The sequence below is a fragment of the Streptomyces sp. NPDC018833 genome, from assembly GCF_044390825.1.
GTDB lineage: Bacteria > Actinomycetota > Actinomycetes > Streptomycetales > Streptomycetaceae > Streptomyces.
This window is the reverse complement of sequence record NZ_JBIRZM010000016.1, coordinates 91,954-107,971: the sequence shown is the minus strand read 5'-3', so window position 1 is coordinate 107,971 and position 16,018 is coordinate 91,954. Positions and strand designations below refer to the sequence as shown.

13 protein-coding genes and 1 tRNA gene are annotated in these 16,018 nt (G+C 69.1%); 11 read left to right on the top strand and 3 right to left on the bottom strand.

What is annotated here, in order from left to right; genetic code table 11:
• The first annotated feature begins 7 nt into the window (after nt 1-7).
• Complete coding sequence (locus ACH5AF_RS27675; protein ID WP_398905250.1) at nt 8-1,510, top strand: recombinase family protein; 1,503 nt, start codon at nt 8-10, stop codon at nt 1,508-1,510.
• 222 nt (nt 1,511-1,732) lie between these two features.
• Here the strand turns inward: ACH5AF_RS27675 and ACH5AF_RS27670 are convergent, their stop codons facing one another.
• Complete coding sequence (locus ACH5AF_RS27670) at nt 1,733-2,452, bottom strand: glycosyltransferase (RefSeq protein WP_398905249.1); 720 nt, start codon at nt 2,450-2,452, stop codon at nt 1,733-1,735.
• A gap of 366 nt (nt 2,453-2,818) precedes the next feature.
• Entirely contained in the window at nt 2,819-3,001 is a 183-nt protein-coding gene (locus tag ACH5AF_RS27665; RefSeq protein WP_398905247.1) for a hypothetical protein, read from the bottom strand.
• Between the two features lie 235 nt (nt 3,002-3,236).
• On the opposite strand from ACH5AF_RS27665, the gene mptB reads away from it, so the two are divergent.
• The 7 genes from mptB to ACH5AF_RS27630 all read left to right on the top strand — a co-directional run bounded on the left by mptB (nt 3,237) and on the right by ACH5AF_RS27630 (nt 11,797).
• Nucleotides 3,237-4,703, top strand: a complete 1,467-nt coding sequence (gene mptB / locus ACH5AF_RS27660) for a polyprenol phosphomannose-dependent alpha 1,6 mannosyltransferase MptB (protein WP_398905347.1) — start codon at nt 3,237-3,239, stop codon at nt 4,701-4,703.
• On the top strand, nt 4,700-5,914 hold the full coding sequence (locus tag ACH5AF_RS27655) for a glycosyltransferase 87 family protein (RefSeq protein ID WP_398905245.1): 1,215 nt from the start codon (nt 4,700-4,702) through the stop codon (nt 5,912-5,914). Before mptB ends, ACH5AF_RS27655 begins: the two co-directional genes overlap by 4 nt.
• Before the next feature lie 69 nt (nt 5,915-5,983).
• A complete protein-coding gene (locus tag ACH5AF_RS27650) occupies nt 5,984-6,922 on the top strand; it encodes a metallophosphoesterase (protein ID WP_398905243.1) in 939 nt (312 codons plus the stop codon).
• Nucleotides 6,923-7,078: 156 nt separating this feature from the next.
• Nucleotides 7,079-7,152, top strand: a tRNA-Pro gene (locus ACH5AF_RS27645).
• 264 nt (nt 7,153-7,416) lie between these two features.
• Nucleotides 7,417-8,253 (top strand): DUF2182 domain-containing protein, encoded by an 837-nt coding sequence (locus tag ACH5AF_RS27640; protein ID WP_398905242.1) that lies wholly within the window; start codon nt 7,417-7,419, stop codon nt 8,251-8,253.
• A gap of 243 nt (nt 8,254-8,496) precedes the next feature.
• Complete coding sequence (locus tag ACH5AF_RS27635; protein ID WP_398905241.1) at nt 8,497-9,153, top strand: DUF1326 domain-containing protein; 657 nt, start codon at nt 8,497-8,499, stop codon at nt 9,151-9,153.
• Nucleotides 9,154-10,936: 1,783 nt separating this feature from the next.
• Nucleotides 10,937-11,797, top strand: a complete 861-nt coding sequence (locus tag ACH5AF_RS27630) for a DUF2637 domain-containing protein (RefSeq protein WP_398905240.1) — start codon at nt 10,937-10,939, stop codon at nt 11,795-11,797.
• Here the strand turns inward: ACH5AF_RS27630 and ACH5AF_RS27625 are convergent.
• Nucleotides 11,790-11,984, bottom strand: coding sequence for a hypothetical protein (locus ACH5AF_RS27625; protein ID WP_398905239.1), 195 nt, complete (start codon nt 11,982-11,984; stop codon nt 11,790-11,792). The two genes, ACH5AF_RS27630 and ACH5AF_RS27625, sit on opposite strands and share 8 nt — an antisense overlap.
• Nucleotides 11,985-12,575: 591 nt before the next feature.
• On the opposite strand from ACH5AF_RS27625, the gene ACH5AF_RS27620 reads away from it, so the two are divergent.
• The 3 genes from ACH5AF_RS27620 to ACH5AF_RS27610 all read left to right on the top strand — a co-directional run bounded on the left by ACH5AF_RS27620 (nt 12,576) and on the right by ACH5AF_RS27610 (nt 15,944).
• Nucleotides 12,576-12,971, top strand: a complete 396-nt coding sequence (locus ACH5AF_RS27620) for a molybdopterin-binding protein (protein WP_398905238.1) — start codon at nt 12,576-12,578, stop codon at nt 12,969-12,971.
• A gap of 148 nt (nt 12,972-13,119) precedes the next feature.
• Nucleotides 13,120-13,917, top strand: coding sequence for a molybdate ABC transporter substrate-binding protein (gene modA / locus ACH5AF_RS27615; RefSeq protein ID WP_398905236.1), 798 nt, complete (start codon nt 13,120-13,122; stop codon nt 13,915-13,917).
• Nucleotides 13,914-15,944, top strand: a complete 2,031-nt coding sequence (locus tag ACH5AF_RS27610; protein WP_398905234.1) for an ABC transporter permease — start codon at nt 13,914-13,916, stop codon at nt 15,942-15,944. The genes modA and ACH5AF_RS27610 overlap by 4 nt, the downstream gene beginning before the upstream one ends.
• Nucleotides 15,945-16,018 lie beyond the last annotated feature (74 nt).

Sequence of the window (16,018 nt, the reverse complement as noted above, 5' to 3'; positions counted from 1 at the left end):
TTTTCTCATGGACCCGGTCAACGAGGATTCGCAGGTCGACAATGACTCGGAACGGCTCCGCAGGCTGGCCCGGATTGCCGGGTCTCAGCGGGACAAGCGCAGTCGTACCGACTGGACGGGGGAACCGGCGGCGATCTACTGCCGGATATCGCATGTGAACGACGACGATCAAACCGGTGTCGACCGACAAGAGCGTATCTGCCGTGACATCGCGCAGCGGCTCGGTGTGACGGTCGATCAGCACTTGGTCTTCGTGGACAACAACAGGTCGGCGTGGCAGCGCAACCGGAAGCGGAAGGGGTGGGATGCCCTACTCGATGCCGCACGGTCCGGAGGCATCCGGCACATCCTCACCTACCGCCCGGACCGGCTGATGAGGCAGCCACGCGATCTTGAGGAGCTTCTCCAGATCGCGGACGACCACAGCATCAGCCTGCACGGTCAGGCGAACCAACGGGATCCTGCCGACCCCGACGACCGGTTCTTTCTGCGCATCGAAGTGGCGCACGCTTGCAGGTCCAGCGACGACACCTCCCGACGACTCAAAGACGCACTGATCGACCGCGCCCAGGACGGCAAGCCGCACACCGGCAAGCGGCGGTACGGCTACGACAAGAGCGGCACGGCCATCATTCCCGCAGAGGCCGAGATCGTGCGCGAGATTTTCTCGCGGTACCTCGACGGGGAGACGACCACAGCCATAGCCGTGGATCTCAACCGGCGCGAGGAACGGACCGCACTCGGCAGGGGATGGAACAGTTTCAACGTGCGGGCGGTCCTGGACAGCCACCATGTGGCGGGCATCCGGGTGTTCCGAGGGGAGGAGCTCGGCCAGGGCGAATGGCCGGCGATCATCCCCCGGGGCACCTGGGACGAGGCACAGGAGCGCCGCAGCTACCGCACCGCAGCGGGCTGGGGTCGGAACGCGCCCAAGCATCCGTACATCCTTCGCGGGCTGGTCGTCTGCAAGGGGTGCGGGAACCGCATGGGCGGCAGTGGCGGCAAGTACATTTGTAATCGCGCGGCCCGTTCCGACTCGCTGCGCTGCTACCGGACTGCCAGCAGCGCACCGCTGGAGCAGTTCGTGACCGATGCCGCGATCAGGCTTCTGGAACGCCTTGACGTGACCGGACGGGAGGACGCTGCCGTACTCTCACCGGAGGATCAGGCAGCGATCGAAGCGGACCGGTCGGAGCTGACCGAGCTCAAAGGCATGTGGGAGAACCGCGAGCTGAGGACCCACGAATACCGTGCCATGAAGAAGACCGTCGAGGCGCGCATCTCCAAGGTTGAGCGCAAGCTGGTCGTCCGGCCGGCGGCAGAGGTCCTTCGAGGGCTGGTCGGGCCGGACGCCGAGAAGGGTTGGGCGAAGCTGGTGAAGACCAGGGACTACGACCGCATGAATGCTGTCCTGCGGTTCCTGTTCAACGCGGTCATCATCGCCGAGCCGAGCACGAAGGGTCGGTACTTCGACTTCGGACGGGTGGAGATGGATCCGAACCCGCTCTGACGGTCGATGATGAGGACAGACAATGGGGCTCGCGGTCAGCGGGCCCCATCTGCTGTCTGATGTGCGGGTCGCCGGGAGGTCTGAGCAGGTGAGCCACGTGACGGGTGTTCTCCGGGCTGATCGTTCTCGGGAAGCGGGAGCAGACGCGTTCCAGATGTCGTGCTCGCTGACGGTCCCGCCTTCGTCCCGCCCAGCCCAGGCCGGCGAGCTGCCATGCTCTCCCTACTGCCCTACACGGATGGTGAGCGTCGTTTCCAGGGTCTGCTCGGTGTATGGATCGAGGAGCTTGGCTGGCGTAGTTGCCTCGGACCGGGTCCTGTGCCGTCCGTGTTGAGGGGACGCTGGCAGCGACGGCTCTCGTGTGTGCCAACTGTCCGACTTGATCTTTGTGATGGACCAGTACTTGGCGGGGTACACCACGAAGAACATCATCAGCGTGTACAGGGGTACGAGCAGCGGTGCTGCCAGGCGCTCGATCCGGCTCAAGCCGGGCCTGAGGATCGCGTAGAACAGAGTCTCGGCCAGCAGGAACACGGTTGCCGTTGCGAAAGCATGCGGGAGGAAGCTTGCGCCTCCACTGCGCCAGACGTTGATGGCAAGGCCGATGTAGAGGATGGGCAGCAGGGCCTCGGTGCACACTTCGATCAGCCGTGTCACCAACGGAGCCTTGGGCAGGTTGGTCAGTTCCCAAGGGATGAATCGCCATCCTGACTTGCCCCAGCGCAGGCGCTGTCGATAGGTGCCCTTGATGGTGTCAGGCATGTCAGTGGTGACGTAGGCGCGTGACACAGAAACGACGCGGCCTCGCATCAGCGCGTAGTCGCAGAGTTGTCGGTCGTCACCGTCCTTACCAGAAGCCAGGTAGTGGTCAAGGTTGTCGAAGAAGACCGGCGCCCGGTACATCGACAGCGCCCCCGAGGTGGGGTTGACGACCCCCAGCACGGAGCGCAGTCCGCGGCTGAGCACGCAGAAGATGAACAGGCCGGGTCCGGGGCCCCTCACCCGGACATGTGATAGCCACGCAAAATGATGTTCACACTTCCCCCTCATGTCAGGCTCAAGAGTTCAACAAGTTCCAGGGCCACGGAAGTCCCGTTGCCGTTTCGCGACATTCGAGCGGTAGCGTGATCGACCACGCGCGCCCCCGTGTGCGCTCTACTGGTACCGTCGCGCGCCATCACGCGCCGCTCATACGTCCCGTACGCCTACGGTCGACGACAGAGGCAACAAGCCAAGACAGTGCATGGGTGCAGTACCTCCAGGGCGGCCGTCTCGGCTTCCCTCCCAGGCAGTTGCGTCTGTCGCTGTTCAGATGTGTTTCCACGACGGGCGGCGCCCCCTGATGTGGCGGTGCTGGTGCAGGCACGCGGGTGTTTGTGCCACGACATCGTGGAGCTCTGCCTCCGGATGCAGCTCGCCGCAGTACAGGCCGCGATCCAGCAGCAGGCGCACCAGGCCGGCCAGCGCCGACGCACCTGCGACTGTCCGCACCCTTCTCTTCGAGCGGCGTGGGTGGGCCCACGCCAAAGCGGGCCAGGCCAAGGAGACCAACGCGCGTCCGGCAGGCCGTCCCCCCGCGGCTGGTTCGTGACGCGCGGGCTGCGGAGAGTCGTCAGGGCGCGGACACCTGACGGCCCCTTGGAGGCGACCGGAGCGTCGCCTCCCGGACATCGGCCGTTGACAGCCTGCGCTGGTGCCGCCCCTCCGTCTCCCCGTCGGCCGAGACATCGGCCGAACCGCGGACCGAGCCGTCGACCGAGTCTTCGGCCGACCCGTCGACCTCCGCCACTGCCGGCTGCTCGGGCTCGTCGGCTCGACGGCCCTCGCGGCGGGCGGCGTGGGCGTCGGGGCACTGCCCGTGCGGGAGATCCTCGCGCACGGCTCGGGGGCAGCCTCGCTCGGCCTCGCCGGCGCGTACTTCGGGCTCGTCGTCCTGATAGCGGCGTGGGCACTGCTGGGCCGGGCCGTGCGCGGGCCGCGGCCCCCCGGGCGGCGCGACCTGCTGGTGACGCTCGCGCTGTGGGCGGCGCCGCTCGTCGTGGCACCGCCCCTGTTCAGCCGGGATGTCTACAGCTACCTCGCGCAGGGCGCGATGGTCGACGCGCGGCTCGATGTGTACGCCTACGGCCCCTCGCGCCTCGGCGGCCCCTTCTCGGCCGAGGTCGCGCCGTTGTGGCGCGACACCCCGGCACCGTACGGCCCTGTGTTCCTGGCACTCGCCTCGGCGATAGCGAGCTCCGCGGACTTCGAGGCGTTCTCCGCGGACCGGGTGACCGGTGGTGTGTACGGCATGCGGCTGGTGGCGCTGTTCGGCGTGGCGCTGATGGCGTTGTGCCTGCCGCGCCTGGCGCGGCACTGCGGAACCGATCCGAGCGTCGCGCTCTGGCTCGGCGCGCTCAATCCCCTGGTGCTCCTGCATCTCGTCGGCGGCGCCCACAACGACGCGATCATGATCGGGCTGCTGGGCGCGGGACTGGTGGCAGCCCTCGGTCGCAGGCCGGTCCCCGCGGTGGTGCTGGTCACCCTCGCCGCCCTGGTGAAGGTCCCGGCCGCACTCGGGCTCATCGCCGTCGTCGTCCTGTGGGCGAGGGACGCGCCCTGGGCCAGGGCGCCCCGGCTGTCCGCCGCCCTCGCGGCGCTCTGCGTGTGCGCCGCGACCACCGCGGCGACGACCGTCCTCGCCGGCACCGGATACGGGTGGCTCGGGACGCTCGACACCCCTGTCTCCCCCGAAAACTGGTCCCTGACCTCCACCCTCGGCCGTATGACCACCGCCGTGCTGCGCGACGCCGGCAGCGGACTCGCCGGCCTCGCCCGCCGTGCGATGCCCGCCTGGCATTTGCTCGGCCTCGCCGCCACCGCTCTGGCCGTCCTGCTCGCCTGGCGTCACCATCTGCTGCGCCCGGTCCACGCGCTGGGCCTCAGCCTGATGGCCGTCGCGCTCCTCGGCCCCGCGATACGGCCCTGGTACGTGCTGTGGGGGCTGTTCCTGATCGCCGCCGCCGGTCCCGGCAGGCCGCTGCGCCGGGCGGCCACCGCGCTCAGCACGGTCCTGGCTCTGGCCGTGCTGCCCAGCGGATTCGCCCCCGACGCTGAGCAGTTGACGTTCGCCGTCAGCGGCGGGCTGCTCGCGCTGACTGCGTTGTGGGGCGCACATCGGTTGGTCCACCGGCCCGTTGGGAGTACGGCATGACACAGCTGGAGACGACGGAGACCGCCTGGCGGCGGCCGACGACCACGCGCGGGCGAATGCTCCTGATCGCCGGACTGGCCTGCGCCGTCGTGCTGTTCCTCGCGACGGTCCCGCTGCACAGGGACTGGTTCGACCTCGGGGTCTACTACGGGACCGTGCATCACTGGGCGGACGGCGGCGCCCTCTACGACTATCTGGTGCCGGGCACGCACTACGGCTTCACGTACCCGCCGTTCGCAGCCGTGTGCATGCTGCCGATGACGCTGGTCGGCTGGCGGAGCGCCGTGGCGTTCAGCGTGCTGCTCAACGCCGCGGCCGCCGCCGTGATCCTGCGCTGGACCGCCGGCCCCCTGATCCGCCGCGAGGGCTGGACGCCCTGGTACGCCCTCGCCCTCGCGGGCTGCGCCTTCGCCCTGCTGGAACCGGTCCGCGACACCGTCAGCTTCGGCCAGGTCAATCTGCTCCTGCTGGCGCTCGTCCTCGCCGATGCCCGGCTGCTGGCCGGCGGCCGGGCCGCGCTGTACGCGGGCATCGGCACCGGCCTGGCCGCCGCGATCAAGCTCACCCCCGCCGTCTTCATCGTCCACCTGCTCCTCACCGGCCGACCGCGCGCCGCCGCCACGGCCATGGCCGTCGCCCTGGGTGCCACCGGGATCGCCGCGTGGGCCGCGCCGGACGCATCCCGGGTCTACTGGACCGAGGCGCTGTGGGACACCGACCGCGTCGGCGCGCTGGCGTACGTCTCCAACCAGTCCTGGCAGGGGCTGGTGGCGCGGCTCTTCGCCCCGCACGAGCCGAGCCGGGCGCTGTGGGCGCTCGGGGTGGTCGTGCTGCTGGCCGTATGGGCTGTACGCGTGCGCCAGGCGAATGCCGCCCGCGATCACGCCGCCGCCTTCGCCCTGACCGGCGTCCTCGCCTGCCTGATCAGCCCGGTCACGTGGGTGCACCACCTGGTCTGGCTGTCCCCGGCCCTGGTGGTGCTGCTCGACGCGGGACTGCGCGCGCCGGAAGGGCCGGCCCGCCGTCGGCTGCTGGCCTGGGCCGTGGCGCTGCCGGTCGTCCTGTGCAGCAGTGTGGTGTGGCTGTGGAGCAAGGACTCGACCGGGCTCGACGGGTTCCTGGGCGGCAACATCTACGTGTGGATCTCGCTGGGGCTGCTCTTCGCCCTGCCGCTGCGCACACCGCCGGCCGCGCACGCACCCGGCCGATGACCGCCCGCGCTTCTGCCGACGACCGCCCGCCGCTCCCCGGGACCCTGGGCGGTCTGCAACGATGGGCGTATGCGCGCACGGTACGGGATCCCCCTGAAGGTCACCGCAGGAATCACGGCAGTCGGCGCGGTCGGCCTCGCCTATGCCGCCGGCTTCGAAGCACGTTCCTTCCGGCTCCGCCGGATCACCGTGCCGGTCCTGCCGCGCGGGATGCGGCCGCTGCGTGTCCTGCAGGTCTCGGACATCCACATGGTCAGCGGCCAGCGCAAGAAGCGCGCCTGGCTCCAGTCGCTGGCCGCCCTGCGCCCCGACTTCGTCGTGAACACCGGCGACAATCTCTCCGACCCGGAGGGCGTGCCGGAGGTCCTGGACGCACTGGGCCCGCTGCTGGAGTATCCAGGCGTCTATGTCTTCGGCTCCAACGACTACTACGGCCCGAAGCTGCGCAACCCCGCCCGCTACCTGCTGGAGAAGGCGCAGGGCCGCCACGGCCTCAATGGCAACGCCCCGGCGGTCGGCGTTGTGCACAACCCGTGGGAGCAGCTGCGCGACGGCTTCGACGCGGCGGGCTGGCTGGACCTGACGAACACCCGCGACCGCCTGAAGCTGGAGGGCTGTGAGATCGCCTTCACCGGCCTCGACGACCCGCACATCAAGCGCGACCGGTACGAGCTGGTCGCGGGCGGCCCGGAGAAGGGCGCCGACCTGTCGCTGGCCGTGGTCCACGCCCCGTATCTGCGCAGCCTGGACGCGTTCACGGCCGACGGCTACCCCCTGATCCTCGCGGGCCACACCCACGGCGGCCAGCTGTGCATCCCGTTCTACGGTGCCCTGGTGACCAACTGCGACCTGGACACCGACCGGGTGAAGGGCCTGTCCACGCACACGGCGGAAGGCAGCACCTCCTACCTCCACGTCTCCGCGGGCTGCGGCACGAACCGCTACACCCCGGTCCGCTTCGCCTGCCCCCCGGAGGCGACGCTGCTGACCCTGACCCCCAAGGACTGACCCCGCCGGTTCCGAGCGCATACTCGGGGCGGGTAGTGCCTGGGGGCCGCAGGCCGACATCCAGGGTTGGCGGCCTGCGGGCCTTGCGAAACCGGATTTCGTCTCCAGCCGCCGGTGGGCTAAAGTAAACGACGTCGCCGGGACAGTGGGCGACATCGGGGTGTAGCGCAGCTTGGCAGCGCGCTTCGTTCGGGACGAAGAGGTCGTGGGTTCAAATCCCGCCACCCCGACAGAGAAATACCAGGTCAAGGGCCTGATCCTCGCTGAGGATCAGGCCCTTCCTGCTTCTCTGGAGATCGTTTGGGAGAAATCTGGGAGAAGATCTTGGTCGGCTTCTCCCAGGGGGTCGCTGCCTGAGCCGACCGAGGCACGTCGGCTCAAGTGGCTCGGGCCTGCACGTTCGCGAATCTGACTGGCCGTAAGGGCCGCCTGGGCCAGGTCGCGTCGCAGGTGCACGTGTGCTGTTCTGGAAGCAGCCGCAGGAGGCAACACCGATGCGTCGCAGCCGGACTTCCGCCTTCGTACCCACCCGGTCGCCCGCCCCCACCGGAGCGGGCGGGGGGTTGCTGCCCACGCGGGATCTCGCGGCCGCATGGATCCTCGTCGTCCTGATCGCGGTGCCCGCCTGGGCGCTGACGATCGGACAGGCCCGGAACATGGGGGTCGAGCCCGGCACCATGGGGATGGCGCTGCCCCTGTTCCTGCTGCTCTGGGTGACGATGATGGCGGCCATGATGCTGCCGTCCATGGCACCGGTGGCCCTCACCTGGGTGCGGGGCATCGGACGGCAGTCCTCTGGCTGGACCCGGGCCGCCCGCTCCATCGAGTTCGTGGGCGGATATCTGTTGGTGTGGACGGCCTTCGGACTGCTTGCCTACGCGGCCCTGGCCTTCACCGGTGGCTTGGTGGACGACCATCCGACCGCCGGACGCTGGATCGGCTCGATCGCCTTCCTGCTGGCTGGCCTGTACCAACTCGGTCCTCTCAAGCACGTCTGCCTACGGCACTGCCGCGACCCGCTGAGCCATCTGGTGCGCTACGCCGGCTTCCGGCGACCTGCCCGCGACCTGCGGGTGGGCGTGCACCACGGCGCCTACTGTGTCGGCTGCTGCGCCGGCCTGATGGCCGTCCTCATTCCGCTCGGCGTGATGAACGTGGCGGCGATGGCCGGACTGGCCTTGGTGATCTTCATGGAGAAGCTGTGGTCCCGGGGCTTGCTTCTCACCAGCGTCGTGGGCGTCGCCTTCCTCGTCCTGGCCCTGCTTGCTCCGTTTCAGGACTGGCTGCTGCCGGGGCTGCAGGGCTCGATGCCGTCGATGGACGGCATGTGATCACCCCTATACGTGCCAGGTCACTTCCCTGGGGCTCTCGCCGACTCATCAGGGTCCGCTCGATGAGCGGCTCGGCGCTGCTGCCCACCACAGGGGCGATTGCCGACGTGGACCGGTTTCCCGACCGGGACGTGAGGTGCAAGCTGGAGGGGAGGCCACCCTCCCGATCCCGGGAGCGGGCTCGGGATACGCGGTCTCGCCACTCCGAGTGAGCTCTTTCGGGCTCGGCAGGAGGGAAGCGAGATGACAGAACAAGACACCACCGTTACGCGCTGGCACTTGGCCGGCGACTGGTTCGATGTGTGCAAGTGCGCCATACCCTGCCCCTGCACGTTCGCGCAGCCCCCGACCTACGGCGACTGCGAAGGCGTACTGGTCTGGCACATCCGGGAAGGCAACTTCGGCGACGTACAGCTCGACGATCTCAACGTCCTGATGCTCGGCTCGTTCGAGGGCAACCCGTGGGCCGGCACGCATACCGATCCGTACGCCGCGGTCTTCCTCGACGAACGCGGCGACGACCAGCAGCGGGCTGCACTCGGGGCCGTCTTCGGCGGTGAGGCGGGCGGATGGCCGGCACAGTTCGGGGAGATGTTCCACCCCGAGATGCGTGGCATGGACATCGCCCCCATCCACGTGGAGATCGGCGAGGACCTTGCCACCTGGCGAGCCGAGATCCCAGGCCGTGTCACGGCGACCGCCGAGGCTCTCACCGGTCCGACCACCCCGAACGGCGCACGCGTCCAGGTCCACAATGCCCCAGGCGCCGAAGTGGGGCCGGGCCAGATCGCCACGTGGGGCCGGGCCACCGTCGACCGCGCCGACGCATTCGGCTTCTCCTGGGAACGCTCCGGCAAATCGAGCAAGTACTTCCCATTCGACTGGAGCGGCCCTGACTGAAGAGCCGGCTGCCCGGCCTGGTTGCGTACGACGGACGGCCTGTGACTCACTTGGCCCCTCTGGGCTGAGCTGCACCGCAGTCCAGGCCCCTCGCAGGACGCCAGTACTGCCCCGCTCTGGGAGAAATCTGGGAGAAGATCTTGGTTGGGTTCTCCCAGAGGGTGACTGGTGAGGCCGTCTGAAGTGCACGCGTGCTCGTGACTGGCGCGCGCTCGCCCCGGGTCGTACGAACCGCCTGGCTGGTCGTTCTTGCCATCGGAGAGTTGGCCGTCGCGGGAACGTTCCTGGCCTCGATCGAACAGGGAGACCTTCGGCCCTGACACTCTGATCGGGGTGATAGGGATCGTCATGTGCGCATCCATCGCTGTCGCATCCGCGTGTGAGTTGCGCACCTCGCCACATCCGCGATCGGCAGACGCGCGAAGCTAGCGCGATGCGCTGACTGTGGCCCCGGACCTACCTGGACGCCGTTGGGCCGACGTGGTGAGGCGGTGCCCCCCTGCGGTGCGCCGCCGCCACGGTTCGCCGAAAAAGGCCCGTGACCGCGCCCCGATCAGCCTGCCCGGCCGCTCGGCATCTCGTCGGCTCGGTCAGGCGGTTGACCGCCGGGCAGGGGGTGCAGTCGACCGACCGGCTCCGGGTGTGCGTCCGGGCAAGGCGGGACGGCGTCGGCCAAGGGGGAAGAGCAGTTCCCTGTCGCGCTAGCCGAGCAGCACAGCTGCGCGACCTACACAGGGCCGCCCGGTACGGGAGCGAGGACGAATCCGCATGTGTGCACGTTCCCGCAAGGGCCGCTGAAAAGTTGAACCATAACTCCGTGCAGTTTCTCCCCAACGCACAGCCAATGACGACGACGAGGAGAAACGATGCAGCAGCCTAAGGATCGGACAACTCCACCAACCTTCGGGTGATACTCCCCCAGGTATGGCGCACAATTCCGTCAGCGTGTTCCGTCTCGGATAGGCTACGAGCTCCATTGCGGGCACTGCAGGAGAAAATATGTGGAACATCGTCACCTGGTCGCTCATCGCTTGCGCTTCCGCCTACACCACGGGGTCCATTTTCGTACCACCCTACCATTGTCGAATGCGACCGATCGACAGCAAAGAATTGCAGCGGCGGCAGCGCATGGTCGAGGTGTTGCAGCGGAATGTTCGCGTGCTGAGCGAGGCCTCGGTCTCCGTGGAAGGCAAAGAAGCTTGAGGTCCGCAGCCACAGGAGGCTGCGCCAAGGCGATTGAGGGCTACTGTTCACTCGGGGGGCCCGTAACGGACGAGTTCACTCCGTTTTTGTCCGGCAGCGTCAAATCCCTGCCACACTTAAGGTTAAACGTTTCTCCGCATGACTCTGTCAGCGACCCAGCATGCCGCTTTTCATTCTTCATACAGATGCATATAGGACCGCTCGCTACCTGAAAAACGTACTTGTCCGGCTAATCTTTCACCCGTTCGCCGCGCATCCGCCGCCGAAAGGCGGCGTTAGTGGGGACATGACGAAGGCAACGAGGGGGCAGGTGCTCGAGCCCGTCCGGGACCTGTCGTACCCGACCGGCAGGACGTCCATGCGGCTGGGTGCCTACACCTACATGCCCGCACCTGCCCACAGGGGTGCGGCAAACGGAACCCTGATGAGGGGAGGGCTCTCCGTCACGCTCGAAGTGACCGAGGAGATTCTGCAGGAATTCATGGATTCCGTGAGCACCCTGGAAAGCGATCTCGCGAGACGTTGGGTGAGGGCGGAAACCTGGTCCTGTCGTTCGCGAGTAGAATGACCAAGGTGCGTCATGTATTACGAGCGAATTGACCATCACCCAGGCTCTCCCTCCGATTATTCAGATGGCTATCAGAGCGGCGGCGGCCGGCATCGGGCACCCGCCGAGGTTTTCTCCGATCCTTTGATTCCGCCGGACTCGGGTTGGGACCCTGCGGAAGAGTTGGCCTTCATGCTGCGGGACGCCATCGAGGAGCAGCAGCCGATAATTCCGGTTATCCGCAACGAGGAATCCCTCACCACTCCGGACTCGAAGACCCACCGCGAAGCCCTGGAGGAAATCACAGCGGAATTGCCCCCGCTGCCGAAATTGCCCCCGCTGAAGGGCACTCCTCGGGGTCATCGCAAGGTTCGGGAACGGCAGCGTCTGGGCGCGATCCGAACCGCCAGCTACCTCATCGCCGCGCTGGCGACCGTCATCGCATCTGCGGTGAGCTTCTTCGGCGGGATGATCGCTTATGACCCGCTGCAATTCATCGCAGTGTCCAGGACGCAGAGCAGCGTGGCCTCCTGGTGGCCTCTTCTGGTGTTCGGTCCCTGGCTGGTGGCATCGCTGTCCATCCTCCGGGCGGCGCTGCACCAGCGTCGGGCTTCCCATTCCTGGTGCGTGGTCGTGCTCTTTTCTTCCATCGCGATCGCGCTGTGTGTCGCCCAAGCACCGAAGAACGTCGTCGACACCGCAGCTGCCGCCCTGCCGAGCTTGGCCTCTCTGGCATGTTTCCAGCAGTTGGTGCGTCAGATCACCCTGAGCAGGCCGCCCCTGCGGACACTGCCCCGGCACCGGCTGCAACGTGCCGAGACACCCACTGACGAAGCGTCGGCTGGACCGATGCCACGGGCCGGTACGGCGCTGGCCGGCGGCGGCCTCACGTGATGCAGTTCTGCATTGTGTACGCGGCCAGATCCTGTGCCGCGTACCAGCCTGAGGCGTACTCACCGAAGGTGATCTGCCAGGCCGCCGGATCCCGCCATGCGCCGAATTCTGCCTCTTCGGCGTCGGCGGCTTGCTCGGCGTCGCGCAGCGTACGGAAGCGGATGACGTCGCCGCCCTCGTCGGCCACGATGCCGTGCTTGCCCGACGAGATCTTGTGCGGCCACGCAAGTGCGTGCCGCAGTTCTCGACGGACCCGAATTTCCCTCTCATGAGAAGGCGACGGGCGGGGCCGGTGATTCAGCCCCGCCCGTCCCAAGTTGTCGTTTCGTCAAGCAGCGTCTCGGGTCTCCGCGGTGCCGTGCCCGGAACTGGACGACTGGCCCATCGAGTCGGGAGGAGGACGCGCGCGGTCGCTTTGACGTCCCCCGGTCTCGCGGGATGGCGGTGGGTACGGCGCCGCGCGATGCGGAGGGGCGCGGCCACGCGATCGGGTACTGGCCGTCTCCCTCGTGCGGGTCAGGGCGAAGAACATCCGGGACGCCCTCCGGCTCGCCCTCGATCGGACCCGGCGCGGCTGTGGCGGCGCGGGTCGGTCGAGGTGGCGGGGAGGCTCTTCAGTGACAGCAAACGCGCTCATGTCCCCCTCCGCTGCTGGTCGCGCGCAATCGACCAGTTCAGAACGCTGCGCATGGCCGCTATAGAGGGCGTCACCGCATCTGCCATGCAGATTAACCTGGTCAGTGGCAGATAAGAGCCCGCAGGTCGTATTCTGGCGCACATGCAGTCCTACACCATCGGACAGGCGGCTCGTCTGCTCGGCGTCAGTCCCGATACCGCCCGTCGCTGGGCGGACGCCGGCCGGGTTGCGACCCATCGGGACGAGAGCGGGCGCCGCCTCATCGACGGCCGGGATCTGGCCGCGTTCTCCGTCGAGGTCGCCCAAAGCGGCAACGACGAGGACGAGGGCTCGTACACCTCGGCCCGCAATGCCTTCGCCGGCATCGTCACCGCCGTCAAGCTCGGTGACGTCGCGGCGCAGGTGGAGATCCAGGCAGGGCCTCACCGCCTGGTGTCGCTGCTCACGCGGGAGGCGGTCGAGGAGCTCGGGCTGGAGGTCGGCGTGGAGGCGACCGCCCGGGTGAAGTCGACCAGCGTGCACATCGACCGCACCTGACCGGCCCGACAGCCGACCCCGGACCGACTGGACCGACTGGATCGGCTGCCGATCCGGCCTGGAGTCCGCCCGGCAGGCCCGAGCGGCGTCGCCCGTCACGTCGCGGCCCTTCGGCGTCCGCGGTCCACCTATCCAAGGAGTCCATGCCATGCCCCTGGCCTTCCGCCTCCTCCGGCGGCGCGCCACCGTCGCCGTCGCGGTCGTCGCTCTGATCGGCCCGCTCGCCGCCTGCGGCAGCGACAACGGTGACCGGGGCGCCGACGCGAGCGGATCTGACACGCCCGGTGCCACACTGACCGTGCTCGCCGCATCCTCGCTCACCGACGTCTTCAAGAAGGCCGGGGCCGCGTACGAGGCCGCCAACCCCGGCACGGAGATCACCTTCTCGTTCGCCGGGTCCCAGGAGCTCGCCGCCCAGGTCCGGCAGGGCGCGCCTGCCGACGTGCTGGTCACCGCCGACACCAGGACCATGGACGGGCTGAGGGACGAGACGGACGACCCGGTGATCATCGCCAGGAACCGGCTGGTCATCGCCACTGGGGAAGGCAATCCGGAGCGGATCGCCGGGTTGGGGGATCTCGCCGACCCGGACGTCAAGGTCGTGCTCGCCTCCCCCGAGGTTCCGGTCGGCCGGTACAGCAGGCAGATCCTCGATGCGCAGAAGGTGGTCGTCGAGCCGGTCTCGGAGGAGCCGAGCGTCCGGGCCGTGCTCGGCAAGGTCGAACTGGGCGAGGCCGACGCGGGCCTCGTCTACAAGTCGGACGCGGCCGCTGCCCCCGGCAAGGTCGACGCCGTCGAGATCCCCGGCGCGCAGAACGCGATCGCGCAGTACCCGGCCGCCCCCTTGAAGACCTCCCGGCACTCGGCAGCGGCCGACGCCTTCGTGCGGTGGCTCGCCACGCCCGAGGCGCAGAAGCTCTTCCAGGACGCCGGCTTCGAACGATGAAAGGTTTCCTCAGCCTTCGCCGGCCGGTGCGGCCCGATGCGTTCCGGGCTCGCACGCCGGGAGCCCGCGCGCCGATCGCGCTCGCCGTCCCCGCGCTGCTCGCCGTCGCGTTTCTGCTGCTGCCGCTCGTCGGCGTACTCGCCCGTACGGACTGGGGCCGGCTCGGCGGACATCTGACCGGCCCGGGCACCACGGAGGCGCTGCGGCTCTCGCTCGTGGTCTCGTTCTGGGCGCTCGGCCTGTCGCTGCTCCTAGGAGTCCCGTTGGCCTGGCTGCTGGCCCGGGTGCCCTTCCCCGGCAAGGCGCTCGTGCGCTCCCTGGTCCTGCTCCCGATGGTGCTGCCGCCCACCGTCGGCGGCGTCGCACTGCTGCTGGCCTTCGGCCGGCGCGGACTGCTCGGCCCCTGGCTGGAGGACACGTTCGGCATCACCCTGCCGTTCCACACGTCGGGTGCGGTTCTCGCGGCGACGTTCGTCGCCATGCCCTTCCTGGTGATCAGCCTCGAAGGGGCCCTCGGCGGTCTGCGGCCGCGGTACGAGGAGACGGCGGCGTCCCTCGGGGCCTCGCCGGTACGGGTCTTCTTCACGGTCACGCTGCCAATGGTGATGCCGGGTCTGGTCGCCGGGGCCGCACTCACCTGGGCCCGTGCGCTCGGGGAGTTCGGTGCGACGATCACCTTCGCGGGGAACCTGCCCGGGACCACGCAGACCCTCCCGCTGCAGGTCTATCTGCTCCTCCAGGAGCAGCCCGACGCCGCGACCTCGGTGTCGCTCCTGCTGCTCGCCATCGCCATGGTGGTCCTCGTCGCCCTGCGGGGCCGCTGGGCGGGAACTCCCCGGGACCGCCGCCCACAACCAGTGACGCACGACGCACAAGGCACACAGGGAGATGCACGGGGAGACGCGCAGGACGGCGCACTGGGCGCGCAAGGCCCGCAGGGTGTGCCAAACCCGCAGGACACCCAAGGAACGGAGCTGCCGGCTCCGCAGGACGGCTGGGCGCTGCATGCCGACGTCACAGGGTTCAACCGGCTCGCCCTTGACGCCGGACCGGGCACCACCATCGCCGTCGTCGGGCCCAACGGCGCCGGAAAGACCACCCTGCTGCGTGCCCTTCTCGGCCTCACCGCACGTTCGCAGGCCGTGCTCCGGCTCGGCGACACGGACGTTTCCGCTCTGCCCCCGCACCGGCGCGGTGTCGCCTGGGTGCCGCAGGACGGTGCGCTGTTCCCGCACCTGGACGCGCTCGCCAACACCGCGTACGGGCTCCGCGCCCAGGGAGTCCGGCGCGCCGACGCCCGCCGCAGCGCACAACGCTGGCTGGACCGGCTCGGCGTCGGGCACCTCGCCCGCCGCAGGCCCGCACAGCTGTCCGGCGGGCAGGCCCAGCGCGTCGCGCTGGCGCGCGCACTGGCTGCCCGGCCCCGGCTGCTGCTCCTCGACGAACCGCTCGCCGCACTCGACCAGACCGCCCGTGCCCGTGTACGCCACACCCTGCGCACGCATCTCGAGGGGTTCGGCGGCGTGTGCCTGATCGTCACCCACGACCCGGTGGAGGCCGTCTCTCTCGCCGACCGGGTGCTCGTGCTCGACGGCGGACGCGCGCTCCAGGACGCGCCGCCCGCCGAGGTCACCAGGCACCCGCGCTCGCCGTGGGTGGCCCGCATGCTCGGCCGCAACGCATGGCCCGGCACGGCCTCCGCCCACGGCCTCGACCTGGCCGGCGGCGGCACCCTGGTGGCCGCCGACCCGCTCCCGGTCGGCACCGACGCACTGGCGGTCATCGCACCGGAGGCCGTCTCGGTGCACCGCGACAGGCCAGCGGGCAGCCCGCGCAACGTCTGGCCGGGCATCGTCCGTGAGATCACTGTCTCCGGGAGCCGGCTCCGCCTTCTCGTCGTGTCCGAGCAGGTGCCGGACCTCGTCGCCGAGATCACCCCCCAGGCCGCCGCCGAACTGGGCATCGCCGAGGGAGTGCCCGTGTGGACGAGCGTCAAGGCGACCGAAGTGACCACCGTGCCCCGGTGAGACCGCTGCGGTCCGGGGGTGTGTGGGGCACTGGGATGCCTGCGGTCCGGGGCGCCCGTCGGTGACCGGGATGC

Excerpts from the sequence above, each read along its gene's own strand:
- ACH5AF_RS27635 (WP_398905241.1), top strand. The coding sequence starts at position 8,497 with ATGACAGAACAAGACACCACCGTTACGCGCTGGCACTTGGCCGGCGAC.
- ACH5AF_RS27640 (WP_398905242.1), top strand. The coding sequence starts at position 7,417 with ATGCGTCGCAGCCGGACTTCCGCCTTCGTACCCACCCGGTCGCCCGCC.
- ACH5AF_RS27650 (WP_398905243.1), top strand. The coding sequence starts at position 5,984 with ATGCGCGCACGGTACGGGATCCCCCTGAAGGTCACCGCAGGAATCACG.
- ACH5AF_RS27675 (WP_398905250.1), top strand. The coding sequence starts at position 8 with ATGGACCCGGTCAACGAGGATTCGCAGGTCGACAATGACTCGGAACGG.
- ACH5AF_RS27630 (WP_398905240.1), top strand. The coding sequence starts at position 10,937 with ATGTATTACGAGCGAATTGACCATCACCCAGGCTCTCCCTCCGATTAT.
- ACH5AF_RS27655 (WP_398905245.1), top strand. The coding sequence starts at position 4,700 with ATGACACAGCTGGAGACGACGGAGACCGCCTGGCGGCGGCCGACGACC.
- ACH5AF_RS27620 (WP_398905238.1), top strand. The coding sequence starts at position 12,576 with ATGCAGTCCTACACCATCGGACAGGCGGCTCGTCTGCTCGGCGTCAGT.
- ACH5AF_RS27610 (WP_398905234.1), top strand. The coding sequence starts at position 13,914 with ATGAAAGGTTTCCTCAGCCTTCGCCGGCCGGTGCGGCCCGATGCGTTC.
- modA (WP_398905236.1), top strand. The coding sequence starts at position 13,120 with ATGCCCCTGGCCTTCCGCCTCCTCCGGCGGCGCGCCACCGTCGCCGTC.